This window comes from Candidatus Sulfurimonas marisnigri, from assembly GCF_015265475.1.
GTDB lineage: Bacteria > Campylobacterota > Campylobacteria > Campylobacterales > Sulfurimonadaceae > Sulfurimonas > Sulfurimonas marisnigri.
The window spans coordinates 1348362-1365995 of the sequence record NZ_CP054493.1; the positions used below are offsets into that span (position 1 = coordinate 1348362).

The following is a 17634-nucleotide window of genomic DNA, read 5'->3' on the forward strand; positions in this document are numbered from 1 at the left end:
AATGAGAAAGACAGCACTTTATCCTGGGACATTTGATCCTATCACAAATGGTCATTTCGACATTATAGAGAGAGCATTAAGACTTTTTGATGAAGTAATAATAGCAGTCGCTATTTCTCAAGATAAAAAACCAATGTTTTCACTTGATGAGAGAATAGAAATGACTAAAGAAGCTGTAAAAAGCTTAAGCAATGTAACTGTTGTTGGTTTTGACAACCTGACAGTTGAGTTGGCAAAAGCACACAATGCAAGCATAATTATCCGTGGTCTAAGAGCCGTGAGTGACTTTGAGTATGAGCTCCAGCTAGGATATCTAAACAATTCTCTAGATGACACTATTGAGACTGTATATCTTATGCCTAAACTTCAAAATGCATTTGTAAGCTCATCAATTGTAAGAAACCTCCTAAAGTTCAATGGTAAAACTGACCACATACTTCCAAAAGAAGTTCAAAAAATAATAGGAAATATGACCTCATGTACATTGCACTAGAAGGGATAGATACCGCTGGTAAAAGCACTCAGATAAGTAATATATCGGAGTATTATCCAGATGCAATAATTACAAAAGAGCCTGGGGCAACAAAAATCGGTAAAGAGATAAGAGAGATGGTTCTTAGCGCTCGTGCTAAAAGTAAAAAAGCTGAATTTCTACTTTTTTTAGCAGATCGTGCAGAACATATAAAAGAGGTCATTGAGCCAAATATATCAAAAATGATTATATCTGACAGAAGTGCAGTAAGTGGTGTAGCTTACGCTTTAGTCCAAGGCGAAATAGATAAAAAAGATTTAATAGGGTTAAATAATTTTGCAACAAACGGCATTTATCCAGAGAAAGTTTTCTTGCTTAAACTAACAAAAAAAGAGCTAGAATTTAGACTTTCTCAAAAAGAGTTAGATGGGATAGAACTTAGGGGTTCACAGTACCTATTGAACATTCAAGATGCTTTGATTGAGGCTACGGAACTCCTAAACTTGGAACTTGTAGAGATAGATGCAACAAAAAGCAGAGAAGAAATAACAAAAGAAATATTAGATAATATTAAGTATTAATTGCCTTAATATAATATGAGGAATATTGATGAATAAGAACACAAGAAATCTTCTATTGGTAATTACTTCCATATTATTCATCAGCATAACAGCCATATATTACACATATGATGAACATAAAAAAGTCACGAGAAAAAATAAAAAGATTATAAAAAAAGAGCAAGTTGAAATTGTTTTTTCAAATAAAAAAACACAAATCGAACAAGCTTTTAAGAAAATGTACGAGAGCGCGAGGACAATCTCTCTACTTCCTTCTGTTAGACAGATAGACAGTGGGAACAGATTGAGTGAAGAAGAGGATATTGTAGCGACTGGAAGATTTTCAGAAGACGCTTTTTCAACTGTTCAACAACTTTACAATGATTTGGTCTCCAACGTTAATGTATCAGAAATATATGCTGTTGCTGATGGACTTGATTTTCAAAAGGGTCAGTTTCCGTTTTTTATGTTTGATTCTTTAGTAATAGGCAATGAACAAGAGCATGAATATGCTAATGTAGTTAATCCAGATTTTCCAGAAGAAGCCGAAGAGGCTGAGTATTTGTACTACCCTACTCAAATTGAATATTTTAAGAATAACTATCCGACATTTAATTATAAAGATTTAAGTGACATACCTGCAGTTTTTTCGCCACTTCTAAGAACTTGTGATAATACTCAATATATCTCAAAATCAACCGGTAATGTAGAAGATAGTTTTGGTATCTTATATTCTATACCTTTTTATAACAATCAAAACAAAGTAAAAGGGATAATTTCTATTATTTTTAGAAAAAACCTACTTGAATCTTTACTAGTTGATGTCCCTTTTATCATAATCACTGACAAGGATAAAAAAGAGGCAAAAGAGATCAGTTTCTCTATGCCAAAGGAGTTCAGTCAGTTTGTTTTGTATAACAAACAAAATGATATCTATATTGCTGATAGACGAGATAAAGAGATTATTTCGTTTGTAAATACTAAAAACAAAAATGCTTCAAACTTTCATGAAGTGACAATTAATACAACTGGTGAGAGCGACTGGAAACTTTTTATGAGAATTCCAGAGACTCTATATACCGAAAATCTTAAACAAGAGAGTGAAATATATATACTAAAAATAGGTTTTATCGTATTTACAACTCTATTCTTGATTATATTCATGATTTATAGAACTAAAAAATTATTAAGCAATGCTAATAGTGGAACAAAAGAGTTTGAAGATGTTGTACATGATTTGATAAACAACATTTCATTATTAGTAGAACAATCATCGAAAAACAAAGATATTCTTTATACTACAAATGAGAGCATAGAAAATAGTTTTTTGATGACAAATAAAAATAGTGAGAGACTACAAATAACTTATAAAGTTTTAGCAGAATTAGTAACTAGTTTAAAAAATGTAATGTCAAAAATAAACGCAAACAGTGCAAAACAAAATGATGCTGTGCATGCTATGAACCAATTAAATGGACAAGCTGGTGAAATCATAAAAGTTATAAATTTCATTAATAAAATTGCAAATCAAACAAATCTATTGGCATTAAATGCCGCAATTGAGGCAGCTCGTGCTGGGCAACAAGGGTTAGGGTTTTCAGTAGTTGCAGACGAAGTTAAACAACTAGCCAATAAAACAAAAAAAAGCCTTATAGAGATTAGTGCAACAACAAAACTTATTACGCAAAGTATAAGCACTATAGGAAGTGATTTAGAGCTTAACTCCCAAGAGATTTCAGATGTATCTGAATATACAAAAGAGCTTGTAGAAAAAGCGGACTCAACAAAAAATGAATTGACAAAAACCATAAGCGCATCAGAGAGTCTAATATTAAATAACCATGAAGTAAAGGAAAATTTAGAGACTCTATTAGAAGGTATGGAAATTATCACTGATTATTCAGAGAAAAATAAAAAATCTAGCGAAGATATTCAAGCCGTTGCACTTAAGAGATTTAATGTTTAAAATATTAGAACACAATTTTTAGATTTAACCCATCATCTATCAGTACAAGCATGGAAACGAGGAAACAAATTTACATATTTGTTTAATGGAATAACTACAAATATTATTTTCTTTTAAATCTTTAATTTTGCTATTATATCCTTATATTCATTTTTACAAAGGTCTTTTTATGGAATCCATTCTACAAATACTTCTCATTACTGCGTTACTTTCAATTTTGATCAATACTTTTTTAAAGAAATATGATTTCCCACCGATAATCGGTTATATTATAGCAGGTGCTTTTGTTACATACGTATTTTCTTTAAGGGATACTAGCCTGCATATCCTTCATGAAATTTCTGAGTTTGGAATTGCTTTTTTAATGTTTACAATCGGTCTGGAATTTTCAGTTACGAACTTTAAAAAGTTAAAAAAAGAAGTTTTTATTTTTGGAACATTTCAGGTAGTTCTAAGTGGCCTGCTTTTTACTATAATATCCAATTATCTATTCCACTTAAGTCCTCAATCATCTATTATAATTGGGTTTGCTTTGGCCCTTTCTTCAACAGCAATTGTTTTGAAAATAATCAATGAAAATCGTGATGTTCAAAAAGATTATGGGCGCATGGTTCTGGGCATCTTACTTTTTCAAGACCTTGCTGTCATTCCTATTCTTTTAATGATTACCTTCTTTAGTACTAGTGGTGTTGCACTTGAAATAATGCTAATCAACACACTCATTAGTGCCATATTGGTCTTACTTATTTTGTTTTTTGCTGGAAAGTATCTTGTTACCCCCTTTTTAAGATTTGTTTTTAATTCACATTCGCATGAACTTTTTATTGCTTCTGTACTATTAATTGCTACTGCAGCATCTTATACCGCTTATCATTTTGGATTTTCTTATTCTCTTGGTGCTTTTATAGGGGGGATGCTACTAGCAGAAACACCATTCAAACATCAAATTCAAGCAGATTTAACCCCATTTCGAGATCTCTTACTTGGCGTATTTTTTGTTTCTGTAGGAATGCAGGTCAGTGTGGAGTTTCTTGTCTCTAACATTGCAGATATATTAGCTGTAATGACAACAGTAATGCTTCTAAAAGCATTTGTGATTTTTTTTATATTAAAGTTTTTCACTGTGGCCTCTAATGCTCTCAAAAGCGCCCTTGCTCTTTCTCAAGTAGGAGAGTTTTCATTTGTAGTTCTCGAACTTGCACGAATAAACGGTATAACAAGCCAGGATATAAACCAGACACTTATTATTGCAGTTGTATTTTCAATGATACTCACCCCTTTTATTGTTAAAAATCTACAAACAATTGTTGAAAAAATTTTACGCTCCAAAGAAAAGCTTACAGAACCATTTTCTACGACAGGAATCAGTGGACACATTGTGGTTTTAGGCTATGGAAGTCTGGGTCAACAGATATGCAAAATTATCAAAGAAAAAGGACTTTTATATATAGCTATTGATAATAAACACAAGCTTGTAAAAACAAGTCAGGAAAATTCAGATCCATTTATTCTTGGAAATGCCAATCAGAAACATATCCTCTGTGATGCTAATGTCAAAAATGCCATGGCTGTCTTAATTACAGTTGAAAATGATGAAGATACTAATAATTTAGTTGAATCAGTTTTTCATCTTTCACCAACAGTAAATATTGTTGTATCAAGTAGAGTTGATAAATCAAAGCTTATGTTCGATAAACGTATACGCTTTTTTGTACACGAACATGAAGAAGTTGCAGCACGGATGACGCTTCATGCGCTCACCTGCAATCTTACGCAAAGTGCAAAACTATAAATAGAGAAGCTCCATCTTGGACAATACTTATCAAAAAAGAGTATACTTCGTAAAAAAAAGGACGTTGCAATGAGAGACTATTTCAGAATTGAAAAAGCTCCTGTATTTATTAAATTTTTTATCACTTTACTTCTTTTTATATTCGTCAGTGATATCCATTCAATCAACTCCTTTTCCAAGCTGGTCGTGGCTCTTTTAGAATTTATTATCATCCTTGAATTAGTTCGTATGCTTGTCGAGTTTTTGTTTAGTGATGAAAATCGTATTAAGTTGAGACTTGTTCTAGATTCTACTATTGTCTTTTTTATACGGGATATTATGTTAATCGCTAATGACAAGCTAGATATTCTGAAGATTGCATATTTATTAGGTATTATTGCAGTTTTATTTATTCTTAGAATTTTTGCAATGAAATATAGCCCTGCAAAACTGGAAAAATAACAACAAATAAAAAAACTAAAGGATTTCAAAAAATGGATAATAGTATCTTTTGGAGCTTAGGAACTCTTCTTATTACTTATATTTCTATTCGCCTTTTTAAGCGCGCTATTAAAAGAGTTGCAAACAGTAAGCATGTTGCAGAAAAAAGAATCTACTATATTGAAAAAGTTTTTGAATTTCTTTTTATAATAACTGCGTTTATTATTTTTGCGTTTATATGGAGTGTTGATATCAAAGGAGTCTCAGTATTTGCTTCTTCTATTTTTGCTATTATTGGTGTAGCTATGTTTGCACAATGGTCTATACTGAGTAATATCACAGCAAGTATTATTATCTTTTTCACATTTCCAGCAAGGGTTGGGGATAAAATAAAAATTGTTGACGGAGATAATAGTATTGAGGGTATTATCAAAGAAATAGCACTCTTTCAAATTGAGCTTAGAGACAGTGAAAACAATCTTGTAATGTATCCAAACAATCTTTTATTGCAAAAACCAGTCATAAAAATAGTTTAAGTACTTTTTATAAGTATTAAAGATTTGATACTTATAAAAAAAAAGGCAAATAGGGTTGAATCTCCACTTTTAAAACAAACATGTCAATCTATCATATTTTTCTACATGTAGAAATAAATCTAATAAAATGCCTCTGTTCAACATACTATCTACAAGTAAATGATTTTTATGCCAACTAAACCAAAAATAGTCTTTACAGGGTATCATCACACAATCAACAGAGGAGTTAATTGTTGTAATATCTTCAATAAAAAGTATAAAAGAAGCGGGTATCTTTGGCAAGACCGTTATAAATTTAAATATATAACGTCCGAAAACTACTTATACACTCTTCTTAGATACATTGAATACAATCATTTAGAGGCAGGTATTTCTTTACATGTAAGTGAATATCCATATACTTTTTGGTTCAGCAATATTTAACTCAAAAAACTATTATTCTTGCACAAACAATTATATTATGATTAATAAGTTTGATATTAAAACGCTGAGTGAGTTTTTAAATAAGCCGATTATAGAAAATAAAATTAGTTTTCTTAAATAAAAACAAAACTAGATAGAAACATTACAATAATAAATGCTTATTTTGATGGATATACGCAGTCAAATATAGCTTTATATTTAAACCTTTCTAAGTCACTGGTATCAAAGGTGATAAAAAGTGGAGTTACTTCTTATACAATATAATAGACTAATGTATTGAATATTTATTATTTTACATTCCACCAATACCAAAAGTTTCTTGCAATATATAACCAGTTAAAAATGCAAGACCAGCGGCTGTTCCACCAGTAAGTAGTGTACGCATGCCAGAAATAAACATTGGTTTAGAAAAGAGAAAGCTTTTTAGCATTCCAACTGTAAAGAACATTATTCCAGCTAGAAATGTACTTAGCATAAACTGCTCCTTCATTTCTAATTGTGGTATAAGAAATGGCATTAATGGTATTCCTCCGGCAAAAATAAATGATAAGAATGTAGTAATAGCAGATTTCAAAGGATTTGCTTTAGTTTTTTGTATTCCGTATTCCTCTGTTATCATTGTTTCTACCCATAAACCCTTATCCTTGCAGATGGTATCTATTATTTCATCAAGGACTTCTCCTTTAAAACCTTTTTCTAAAAATATTTGCTTTATTTCTTCTCGTTCTCCAATTGGATATTTATTTATATGTTCATCTTCGGTTCTTCTAACCCCATCTGCAAATTCTTGCTGAGCATTTATTGATTCATAGTTACTAACAGCCATACTAAAACCATCCGCGAATAGATTTGCAAAACCTAAAACAAGAGCAACCGAGGATGGAAAGCCAGCACCTACAGCGCCTGAAACTATTGCAAATGTCGTTACACATCCATCTATTGACCCAAGAACAGCATCAGAAATATTTTGAGGTGTTTTAAAGTTTTCTAAGCGTCTTTTAATCGCCTCTATCTGATGCTCTCTAATATGCTCCGAATAGTTATTTTGATTCATTACCACCCTCTTTGAGAATCTTAACAGCACTGTTTATGTAAATAATTTTTACTATATTTAAACATTGTTTAATTTTACACTATTGTACTATATAAAATATAGTTTTTCAAATACTTTGATATGATTATAAATCAATATATAACTCAACTATCAATGCTATTTGTAAATCAGATATAAGCAAAAAATGGTATCCTTTCATTTAAATTAAACTTAAATAATATTGCACACTACTAAGGATAAAAATGATTAATTCACTAAGAGGAATGAATGATATTTTAAGTGAGGATTATGAAAGATTTACCTACTTTATCAACACAGCCACAGATATAGCTCAAAAGTATGGTTTTCACTTTATAGAGACTCCACTTTTAGAAGAAACTGCCCTATTTAAACGCTCTGTTGGTGAATCTAGTGATATAGTTGGCAAGGAAATGTATCAGTTTATAGATAAGGGTGAAAACGATGTTTGTCTTAGACCTGAGGGAACAGCCGGTGTTGTTCGTGCATTTGTACAAAAAAAGCTTGATAAAGCAGGTGGAATTCAGCGTTACTTCTATCACGGTTCGATGTTTCGTTACGAGAGACCTCAAAAAGGAAGACTAAGACAGTTTCACCAGTTTGGTGTTGAGAGTTTTGGGGTAGATAGCGTTTACGAAGATGCAACTATGATTATGATGGTTAGCGATATTTTAATAAAGCTTGGTATTGGCTATAGACTTCAGCTTAATTCCCTTGGTGACAACAATTGTATGCCAGATTATCGCACTAACTTAGTTAAATTTGTGCAAGCGTGCAAAGATGATATTTGTGAAGATTGTGTAAGAAGATTAGACACTAACCCTATTCGCGTACTTGATTGTAAAAACTCTAAATGCCAAGAGTTATATGTTAGTGCTCCAAAGCTTATACAAAATCTTTGCCCTACATGTAGCGATGACTTTGAGACTCTTAAGAAAATTTTACAAAACAATGGAATAGATTACGAAATTGACACTAATTTAGTTCGCGGACTTGATTACTACTCTAAAACTGCATTTGAATTTGTAAGTGACAACATAGGAAGCCAAAGCGCAATAGCTGGCGGTGGAAGATATGACAGACTTGTTGAGTTTCTAGATGGTCGCCCTACTCCTGCTGTTGGTTTTGCAATGGGAATAGAGAGACTTATGGAGCTTATAGTTATGCCTGAGAGTGTAAGAAGTGGTTACTATCTTGGTGCTATGGATGATGAAGCTATTGATTTAGTTGTTAGTTTAACTCAGAAAAAAAGAGCTACTGACAGATCTACATGTGAGTACAAAACAAAAAATCTTAAAAACCATCTAAAAGGTGCTGATAAAGTAAACGCTAAATATTGTGCAGTAATAGGCTCAAATGAAATTGCAGATGGTACTATATGGGTCAAAGATTTAGAAAATAAAACGGAACAGACAATACTTTTGGAGGAATTTTAATTGGAAATACTGCATGCAATATGGGCTATATTTATAGACTTTATCGAGTTTTTTTTATTGGCGGGTATTTTTTTAATCGTCATACTATTTGTTTATGACAGATACATACAAAGAAGACATGCACTACTAATTAACTATCCAGTAATAGGACGTTTTAGATACCTATTTGAAGCATTAAGAGAACCACTGCGTCAATACTTTGCAGAAGAGACATTTTATGACTCAAAAGACAAAGTAGACTGGGTATATACAGCAGCTAAAGATAAACCAAATTATAAATCATTTTCAGTTGCACAACCATTTTCAGGTTCAAGATTTATTATTAAACATGCAACAAATGTACTAAATGATGATGAAGTAAGTGATGACATATCTGTTGTTTTTGGTAAAAATAGAGAGATTCCATTCACTTCACATACTCCAATAATCCGTTCTGCCATGAGTGATGGATCACTTAGTCCTGAAGCTGTTCGTGCATTCTCTATCGCTGGTGAAAACTCAAATTTAACTATTAATACTGGAGAGGGCTCACTAACCTCAAACCACCTATTTACACACAAACCTGACCTTAAAAACTGTGACTATCTTGAAATAGTTCAAAGCAGTCCATATGCAGAATTTATATTTAAGATAGGTAGCACACTGTTTAATAATGCAAGAGCTTTGAAATGGTACAGAACAGTATTATTAAACAAAAAAACTCAAAATACATATATATATGACACAACTTCACATGTACTCTTTCGTGTAAACTGGAAAGCACCTCTGGAAGCCTTTCCTAAAGAAGTTCCATCTGATATACCTAACATAATTTTTCAAATGAGTTCAGGACTATATGGTGTTCGTGATGATGATGGAAAATTTGATGAAGTTAAATATCAAAAAGTTATGAAATTTTGTCGTATGACAGAGATTAAGATTGCACAAGGGGCAAAGCAAACTGGCGGAAAACTTTCCGGCTCTAAAGTTACAGCTGATATTGCATACTACAGAGGTGTACCTGAAGGTAAAGATGTTTTTTCACCAAACCGTTTCCCTTTTGCAGACAGCACTTCTCATTTGTTGGATTTCGTAGAAAAACTGCAAGAATTATCTAAAAAGCCTGTTGGATTTAAAATAGTTATCTCTGATGCCAAAGATGTTGAAGAGATAGTAAGGGAAATCTCTGCAAGAAAGTCTGCTGGAAGAAATATTCCAGACTTTATTACAGTTGATAGCGGAGAAGGTGGAAGTGCTACAGCACCACTAGAACTTATGGAGTCAGTTGGTCTAACAACAAACAATGCACTTTTTGTGCTTGACACTCTTCTGAAAAAATATGAAATCAGAGAAGATATTAGCATTATTTCAAGTGGGAAAATTTTAACTCCAGATGATGCTATAATTACTTTAGCTATGGGTGCTGATGCTGTTGGCATTGCTAGAGGTTTTATGATGAGTGGTGGATGTATTCGCGCTAGAATGTGTTCAGGGTTTGGTTCACACGTTTGCCCTGTTGGAATGGCAACTCAAGATGAAAAGAAAAGAGCTTCATACCTAGTTGTAAAAGAAGGTAAAGAGATAGGTAACTATCATACTAATCTGATTAAAGGAATGAAAGTAGTTTTAGAAGTTATGGGAATTAAACACATTAGTAAATTAAACCGAAGTATGCTTACTTTTAAAAACCAAAATGAAGAAATATTTTTTGATGTGGAAGAGTATTTTCATCATAAACTACATGTATAGGAAAATAAATGAATAATTTCGGTCTTGACATTTGGGCAAACAATAACTTTATAATTGAAGATGGGCAAATTAAATTAAACTATAAATGTATGCCATCAATATTACAAATAGTTGAAGAGATTCGTTCTGATAATGTAAAGGGGCCTATTTTGCTAAGGTTTCCTCATCTAATAAAAAGACAGATTAAAACTCTTTACTCGTATTTTGACAAAGCTATACAACACAACAACTATCAAGGTAGTTTCAATGCTGTATTCCCACTCAAAGTAAACCAATTTCCTCATGCGGTAGAAGCTATAACATCACAAGGTGCTACATACAACTATGGATTAGAAGCAGGAAGCAAAGCTGAACTTATCTTAGCAATGAGTAAAACTCCAAATGGGGCCAATATAACAGTAAATGGATTTAAAGACAAAGAAATGATTACTCTTGGTTTTATTGCGGCTCAAAGTGGACATAATATTACACTCACAATTGAAGGACTTGGTGAACTTGAAACCATAATAGAAGTAGCAAAAGAGTGTGATTTAAAAATACCAAATATAGGTATCAGAATAAGACTACATAGTGCTGGAAGTGGAATCTGGGCAAAAAGTGGTGGTATGGATGCTAAATTTGGACTAACTTCAACAGAAATCATAGAGGCTGTTAATCAACTTAAAGAGGCGAAACTATTAGATTGTTTGAGTATGATACACTTTCATATAGGGTCTCAAATGTCAGATATTGCGCCTCTTAAAAAAGCGCTTAGAGAAGCCGGCAATATTTACGCAGAACTTAGAAAAATGGGTGCTTCAAAACTAAATAGCATCAACATTGGTGGTGGTTTAGCAGTAGAATATGACCAACATACTCACTCAAAGTCTCGTAATTACTCTATAGATGAGTTTTCAAGCAGCGTTGTATTTTTACTTGGTGAGATTATGAATGCAAAAAATGTTAAACATCCAGATATATTTACAGAATCTGGAAGATTTATAGTAGCTTCACATGCAGTATTAATCACCCCTGTATTGGAACTATTCACACAAGATTATCAAGAAAAACTACTTAACTTTAAAACAGTTAATCCCCCTCTAATAGAAGAACTTGTAGAGTTAAATAAACTTTTAAACAATACAAACTGTATAGAATATCTGCATGATGCACTTGACCATATGGAATCACTGTTAACACTATTTGATTTAGGTTACATAGACCTGCAAGACCGTTCAAACGCCGAAATTTTAGTTCATAATATTATAAAAAGAGCTTTATATTTAAAGTCGGCAAATCCAACAGATGAGCTTGAACAATTACAAGTAAAACTACAAGAACGCTACCTTATAAATGCTTCTATTTTTCAAAGTTTACCTGACTATTGGGGACTTAATCAGCATTTTCCAGTTATGCCATTACACCACTTAAATACACAACCACTTAGAGCTGCATCTCTATGGGACATTACATGTGACAGTGATGGAGAGATAGGTTTTAATCCAGATAAACCTCTATACCTGCATGATGTGAACTTGGATGAAGAGGATTACTTTTTAGGATTTTTCAATGTTGGTGCATATCAAGAAACATTAGGAATGAATCATAATCTATTTACTCATCCAAGTGAATATACAGTTTACATCAATGATACAGATTATAAAATAACCAACAAAGTTGAATCAAAAAGTATATTGGATATTCTAGAATCACTGGGCTATAACAAAAATATAGTCTCTGATAAACTTAAAAATGATTTATTAGCTTCCAAGTTTATTACAGAAAAAGAAAAAAATGATACACTAGCCAAATTAGAACTATATTTAGATCAAAATGGTTATTTAAGAACAACAAATTAATTATTTAGGACTTTAACCTTGGGACTTTATGCTGAAATAAAAGAAGACTTTTCCAATGCTTATAACAATGATCCTGCACTCAATTCAAAGCTTGATTTTTTATTTAATTACCCTGGTGTTTGGGCTATAGCTTGGTACAGAGTGGCTAGTAAACTGTACAATGCAAACTTTAAAAGTTTTGCCAGAGTAATCATGGGTTTAACTCAGATATTAACAAATATAGATATTCATCCAGCTTCAAGAATTGGAAAAAGAGTTTTCATAGACCATGGAACTGGTGTAGTTATTGGTGAAACAACAATAATAGAAGACGATGTGTTAATATACCAAGGTGTCACTCTTGGTGGCGTATCTCTAACGCATGGTAAAAGACATCCCACTATTAGAAACGGTGCTGTATTAGGTGCTGGTTCAAAGATTCTAGGAAATATAGTAATCGGCGAATATGCAAAGATTGGAGCAAATTCCGTAGTAGTTAAAGATGTTCCAGATAATGCAACTGCCATTGGCATTCCTGCACATGTAATAGAAAAAGGGAGATGTAAAGATCCTCTTATGCATAATATGCTTCCAGATATAAACAAAGAGATGTTTGAATATATGTTAAAAAGGGTTGCAGTTTTAGAACATATATTGGTTGAAGATAATAAAGAGCTACTAGAACAAGACTTAGAACTGGAAAAAATATACGAATCTTTTATTACAGCTATGAAAAATTAAAAAACCACTCCCCCTTAACTCATATATATTATTATTTTAGTATAATGTATTCATTATTTCACCTAAGGGTTTCAAATGCTAACAAGTCGCATTAACGCACTATCTGAATCGATTACAATCGCAATCTCAACGCTCGCACAAGAGCTAAAGTCACAGGGTAAAGATGTCATAAGTTTTTCTGCTGGAGAACCTGATTTTGATACTCCTCAAATTATAAAAGATGCTGCTATAGAAGCTATTAACAGTGGCTTCACTAAATACACTGCTGTTGATGGAATCCCTGCTCTTAAAGATGCTATTGCTAATAAATTAAAGAGGGATAATGGATTAACCTATGCTCCTAATCAAATAATAACCAACAATGGTGCTAAACACTCTTTATTTAATCTTTTCGCTGTAACTATTGATAAGGGTGATGAAGTTATTATCCCCTCTCCATACTGGGTAACATACCCTGAGTTAGTTTTGTATCATGGTGGAACTGTAGTTGAGATAGAAACTCATGACTCCAGTGAGTTTAAAATTACTCCTGAGCAATTAAAAGATGCCATAACAATAAACACTAAAATGCTAGTGCTAACAACTCCGTCAAATCCAACTGGTTCTATTTATACAAGAGATGAACTAATCGCACTTGGAAAAGTTCTAGAAGGTACAAAAGTAATAGTTGCAAGTGATGAGATGTACGAGAAACTTATCTATGACGGTGAGTTCACATCTGCTGCATCTGTAAGTGATGATATGTATCAAAGAACTGTTACCATAAATGGTCTAAGTAAATCAGTTGCTATGACTGGATGGAGATTTGGTTATATGGCAGCTCATGACACTGAACTGATACAAGCTACTAAAAAGCTACAAAGTCAAAGTACTTCAAATATCAACTCTATTACTCAAAAAGCTGCAATCGTTGCTCTAAACGGAGATGCAGATGCTGATATAGAAATGATGAGAAGAGCATTTGCGCAACGTCGTGATGAGGCTGTTAAACTAATTAATGCAATCGATGGATTAAGTGTTTTCAAACCTAATGGTGCATTTTACCTTTTTGTAAATATAAAAGAATTAAGCAATGATTCAATGGAGTTTTGTAAAGAGTTGCTAGCTAAAAAAGGTATAGCTGTAGTTCCTGGCGTTGGTTTTGGAAGTGAAGGTTATTTCAGATTTAGTTTTGCAACAAATATTGAGAGTATAAGAACTGGTATAAAGCGCATCGAAGAGTTTGTAAAAGAACTTAGAGTATAGTATTTTAAAGTAGGTTAAACCTACTTTAGTGATGTAAGTGCTTCTATTACTTCATCAAGATTTTCAAGTGGAATGTGAACTTTCCATTCAGGTTCATTTGCATTTCCAGCTAAAGATATACCAATACTTGCAACTGGTGTACTTTTTTCACCATAAGGTTTATCTATTTTTGTTACAGAAATAACACCTTTTTTTGTTCCATTTAATGCGATAGTTTTTGACATTTAACACTCCTTAATTTTATAGTTTCTTAACCAGAAGGCTAATATGCTAATTATTTAAGTAGTCTAGCAATTTTCACCTGAAGTCTAAGCCACATTTTGTGTTCCATAAGTGGAAATCCTGAAAATGTCTTACCGCTCTCTTTTATACTCTTCGTTATTCCACTTCTTGCTGCAAATGTATTGAAAGGTGCAATTTCCAAGTGACCTGCTGTCGCAGATTGTCCACCCATAACAACATTACGTCCAAGTTTTGTAGAGCCCGCAAGACCAGATTGAGAAACCATTACACAATACTCGCCAATCTCGCAGTTGTGTCCAACCTGAACCAGATTGTCTATTCTGGTGCCTTTTTTAATTAAGGTCGTACCAAACACAGCTCTATCGATTGTTGTTGAACTTCCAATCTCTACATCCTCCTCGATAGCTACATTGCCGTTTTGATAAATCTTTTTATGCTCACCAAGTTTATTGGTAGCAAATCCAAAGCCATCACTCCCTATAGTCGTATTCGCGTGAATAATACAATCATTTCCAATGGTGCAGTCTCTGTAAACAGTTACATTGGGGTAGATAATAGTGTTGTCACCAACAACTGTTTGGGCGCCAATATATACATGTGCTAAAATCGTGCAGTTCTTGCCAATCTTTGCTCCATTTGCTATTTCAGCTTTAGGAGATACTCTGCTCCCCTCGCCTATCTCTGCATATGGCAATTGATCGTCCTCAATCGGAGGAGAAAAATATTTTGATAACACTGCCATCGACCAATAAGGAGAGTCAACCACTAAAGCCGCGCACCCTTGCGGTATATGGCTTTTTAAAGATTTGTCTATTATAACAGCAGCTGCTTTGGTATTTTGTATATCTTTTATATATTTAGAATTTGAAACAAAAGTGACTTCGTTTGAACTTGCTTCTTTAAGTGTATTTAAACCTGTTATTTCAAAACTAATGCCATTAAATTCAGCACCAATTATAGAAGCTACTTCAGTTAAATCCATTTACTATCTCTCAAGTGCTACTGCACCGCTTCTAACAATTTCTTTTGGATTATATCTTTTAATAACTTGTAAAAAATTATCAACTCTTTTTGGTTCATCAGCAACCATAACTATAATAACATTCTCACCAACATTTACTATTTTGCCATTATATGCTTCACAAAGAGTACTTATATCAGTAATATTTTCAGTTACAGGGAACTTTACCAAAGCCATCTCTTTTTCAACCAAGTCTGCATGTTCGTACACTCTAAGAACAGGAATAAGTTTATGCAGCTGTTTCGTAATCTGCTCTATTACTCTTATAGAACCTGATGTAACAATAGTAAGTCTAGAATATCTACTATCAGGTATTGGAGCAACAGTTAAAGATGTAATGTTGTACCCACGACCAGAGAAAAGATCCGTAATACGAGATAAAACACTAGCCTCGTTTACTACAATAACAGAGATAACTCTTCTTTCACTAGCTTCCATTATTTCTCCTTCTTCTCTAATAACATCATGTTAAACAGTGATCCACCAGATGGAACCATTGGCATAACGTTTTCCATTCTTTCAACAACAACATCTATAAATGCAACTATGTTTTTCTCAACAGCATCTTTTAAAGCTGCATCAAATTCATCTTTTGTCTTAACTCTGTATCCGATTCCACCAAATGCTTCAGAAAGCTTTACAAAGTCAGGCTGAACACTTAAATCAGTCTCACTATGTCTTTTATCGTAAAACATTGTTTGCCACTGACGAACCATTCCAAGAAAATTATTGTTAAGAATGATATTTATAACCGGAAGTTTTTGCTCAACCGCAGTCATCAACTCTTGACAATTCATAAGGATTGAGCCATCTCCTGTAAAGTTAACACTTATCTTTTCGGGACAAGCTGATTTTACACCTATAGCCGCAGGAAAACCAAAACCCATAGTACCTAGTCCACCAGAACTAATCCACTGACGAGGTCTTGTGAACGGATAAAATTGTGCAGACCACATCTGGTGCTGCCCAACATCAGTAGAGATATTTGCACTATCACCAAGAAGTTCACCAACACGTTCTATAACCCACTGAGGTTTAATTCTATCTGTATCTTCATGGTATGCTAATGGATGTAATTCATCAAATTGGTTTATTGTATCTCTCCAAGATGAATACTTTTCAGATTTAATTTCAGATGATAACTCTAACATCTCTTTTACAACATTTTTAACATCACCAACGATTGGATAATCAGCATTTACAAGTTTAGAAATAGATGCAGGGTCTATATCTACATGTATAACTCCAGCATTTTTAGCAAATTCAGAAAGTTTACCAGTTACACGATCATCAAATCTAGCACCAAGTCCTATCACTAAATCAGTTTCACTCATAGCCATATTAGCAGCGTATGAACCATGCATGCCAAGCATAGATATAAGTAAATCATCATCGTGACTAAGAGTACCTCTAGCCATAAAAGTCTCAACAGCAGGAATTCCAGTTTTGTGAACTAAATCTCTAACTTCATAAGCAGCATCTGCATTTATAATACCGCCTCCAAGATAAAATAGTGGTCTTTTAGCTTTTGAGATAGCTTCCATAGCTTTTTTAATTTGACGAGGATTACCTTTAACATGAGGCTTGTAAGTCTCAAGATTAAGCTCTAAAGAATAATCAAATTCAGCTATCTGAGCAGTAACATCTTTTGGGATATCTACGTGCACAGGACCTGGACGACCAGTTGATGCAATATGAAATGCTTCTTTGAGTATACGACCTAAATCTTTAGCGTCTGTTACAAGATAGTTATGCTTAGTACATGAACGACTTATACCAACGGCATCAATCTCTTGAAATGCATCGGTACCAATAAGACTCATCGGAACCTGTCCGCTAATTACAACTAATGGAATTGAGTCCATATATGCATCAGCTAAACCAGTTACAGCATTTGTAAAACCAGGTCCACTAGTAATCATTGCAACACCAACTTTACCACTAGCTTTTGAGTAGCCCTCAGCAGCATGTACAGAAGCTTGTTCGTGTCTTGTCAAAATATGTTTAAAGTCATTTTGCTTATAAATCTCATCATAGACATTCATGATAGCTCCGCCTGGGTAGCCAAACACTGTGTCAACGCCCTCTGCGATTAAAGCCTCAATGACCATTTGTGCGCCATTTATTTGCATGAAAGTCTCCTCTAATAAAAAATTTGCTTA

The 17634-nt window shown here is 33.2% G+C and carries 17 protein-coding genes; 12 read left to right on the forward strand and 5 right to left on the reverse strand.

Annotated elements, in window-relative coordinates; genetic code table 11:
• The first annotated feature begins 1 nt into the window (after position 1).
• The 7 genes from coaD (at position 2) to HUE87_RS06835 (ending at position 6169) form a co-directional block, all read left to right on the forward strand.
• Entirely contained in the window at positions 2 to 493 is a 492-nt protein-coding gene (gene coaD, locus HUE87_RS06805; protein WP_194365464.1) for a pantetheine-phosphate adenylyltransferase, read from the forward strand.
• On the forward strand, positions 478 to 1053 hold the full coding sequence (gene tmk / locus HUE87_RS06810; protein WP_194365465.1) for a dTMP kinase: 576 nt from the start codon (positions 478 to 480) through the stop codon (positions 1051 to 1053). Before coaD ends, tmk begins: the two co-directional genes overlap by 16 nt.
• Before the next feature lie 28 nt (positions 1054 to 1081).
• Positions 1082 to 2998 (forward strand): methyl-accepting chemotaxis protein, encoded by a 1917-nt coding sequence (locus HUE87_RS12865; RefSeq protein WP_272872673.1) that lies wholly within the window; start codon positions 1082 to 1084, stop codon positions 2996 to 2998.
• 169 nt (positions 2999 to 3167) lie between these two features.
• The gene (locus tag HUE87_RS06820; protein ID WP_194365466.1) at positions 3168 to 4790 is read left to right on the forward strand and encodes a cation:proton antiporter; all 1623 of its coding nucleotides are present in this window, start codon (positions 3168 to 3170) and stop codon (positions 4788 to 4790) included.
• Between the two features lie 69 nt (positions 4791 to 4859).
• Positions 4860 to 5231: a phosphate-starvation-inducible PsiE family protein gene (locus HUE87_RS06825; RefSeq protein WP_194365467.1), complete on the forward strand. Its 372-nt coding sequence runs from the start codon at positions 4860 to 4862 to the stop codon at positions 5229 to 5231.
• A 32-nt stretch (positions 5232 to 5263) separates the two neighbouring features.
• Positions 5264 to 5746 carry a mechanosensitive ion channel domain-containing protein gene (locus HUE87_RS06830; RefSeq protein WP_194365468.1) on the forward strand — a complete coding sequence of 161 codons (483 nt, stop codon included), beginning with the start codon at positions 5264 to 5266 and terminating at the stop codon, positions 5744 to 5746.
• A 168-nt stretch (positions 5747 to 5914) separates the two neighbouring features.
• Entirely contained in the window at positions 5915 to 6169 is a 255-nt protein-coding gene (locus tag HUE87_RS06835; RefSeq protein ID WP_194365469.1) for a hypothetical protein, read from the forward strand.
• Between the two features lie 292 nt (positions 6170 to 6461).
• Here HUE87_RS06835 and HUE87_RS06840 read toward each other — a convergent pair whose 3' ends face one another.
• A complete protein-coding gene (locus HUE87_RS06840) occupies positions 6462 to 7223 on the reverse strand; it encodes a VIT1/CCC1 transporter family protein (protein WP_194365470.1) in 762 nt (253 codons plus the stop codon).
• 242 nt (positions 7224 to 7465) lie between these two features.
• On the opposite strand from HUE87_RS06840, the gene hisS reads away from it, so the two are divergent.
• From hisS to HUE87_RS06865, 5 genes are all read left to right on the forward strand, one after another.
• On the forward strand, positions 7466 to 8677 hold the full coding sequence (gene hisS / locus HUE87_RS06845; protein WP_194365471.1) for a histidine--tRNA ligase: 1212 nt from the start codon (positions 7466 to 7468) through the stop codon (positions 8675 to 8677).
• Complete coding sequence (locus HUE87_RS06850; RefSeq protein WP_194365472.1) at positions 8678 to 10405, forward strand: FMN-binding glutamate synthase family protein; 1728 nt, start codon at positions 8678 to 8680, stop codon at positions 10403 to 10405.
• Between the two features lie 8 nt (positions 10406 to 10413).
• Complete coding sequence (gene speA / locus HUE87_RS06855) at positions 10414 to 12243, forward strand: biosynthetic arginine decarboxylase (RefSeq protein ID WP_194365473.1); 1830 nt, start codon at positions 10414 to 10416, stop codon at positions 12241 to 12243.
• Positions 12244 to 12261: 18 nt separating this feature from the next.
• Positions 12262 to 12963, forward strand: coding sequence for a serine O-acetyltransferase (gene cysE, locus HUE87_RS06860; protein ID WP_194365474.1), 702 nt, complete (start codon positions 12262 to 12264; stop codon positions 12961 to 12963).
• A gap of 75 nt (positions 12964 to 13038) precedes the next feature.
• Positions 13039 to 14208 carry a pyridoxal phosphate-dependent aminotransferase gene (locus HUE87_RS06865; protein WP_194365475.1) on the forward strand — a complete coding sequence of 390 codons (1170 nt, stop codon included), beginning with the start codon at positions 13039 to 13041 and terminating at the stop codon, positions 14206 to 14208.
• Positions 14209 to 14228: 20 nt separating this feature from the next.
• Here the strand turns inward: HUE87_RS06865 and HUE87_RS06870 are convergent, their stop codons facing one another.
• Genes HUE87_RS06870 through HUE87_RS06885 form a run of 4 tightly spaced genes read right to left on the reverse strand, consistent with a single transcriptional unit; the run spans position 14229 to position 17604 of the window.
• Positions 14229 to 14432: a hypothetical protein gene (locus HUE87_RS06870; RefSeq protein WP_194365476.1), complete on the reverse strand. Its 204-nt coding sequence runs from the start codon at positions 14430 to 14432 to the stop codon at positions 14229 to 14231.
• Positions 14433 to 14482: 50 nt separating this feature from the next.
• Entirely contained in the window at positions 14483 to 15433 is a 951-nt protein-coding gene (gene lpxD / locus HUE87_RS06875; RefSeq protein WP_194365477.1) for a UDP-3-O-(3-hydroxymyristoyl)glucosamine N-acyltransferase, read from the reverse strand.
• Between the two features lie 3 nt (positions 15434 to 15436).
• On the reverse strand, positions 15437 to 15910 hold the full coding sequence (ilvN, locus tag HUE87_RS06880) for an acetolactate synthase small subunit (RefSeq protein ID WP_430732971.1): 474 nt from the start codon (positions 15908 to 15910) through the stop codon (positions 15437 to 15439).
• Positions 15910 to 17604 carry an acetolactate synthase large subunit gene (locus HUE87_RS06885; RefSeq protein WP_194365478.1) on the reverse strand — a complete coding sequence of 565 codons (1695 nt, stop codon included), beginning with the start codon at positions 17602 to 17604 and terminating at the stop codon, positions 15910 to 15912. The genes ilvN and HUE87_RS06885 overlap by 1 nt, the downstream gene beginning before the upstream one ends.
• Between the last annotated feature and the right edge of the window lie 30 nt (positions 17605 to 17634).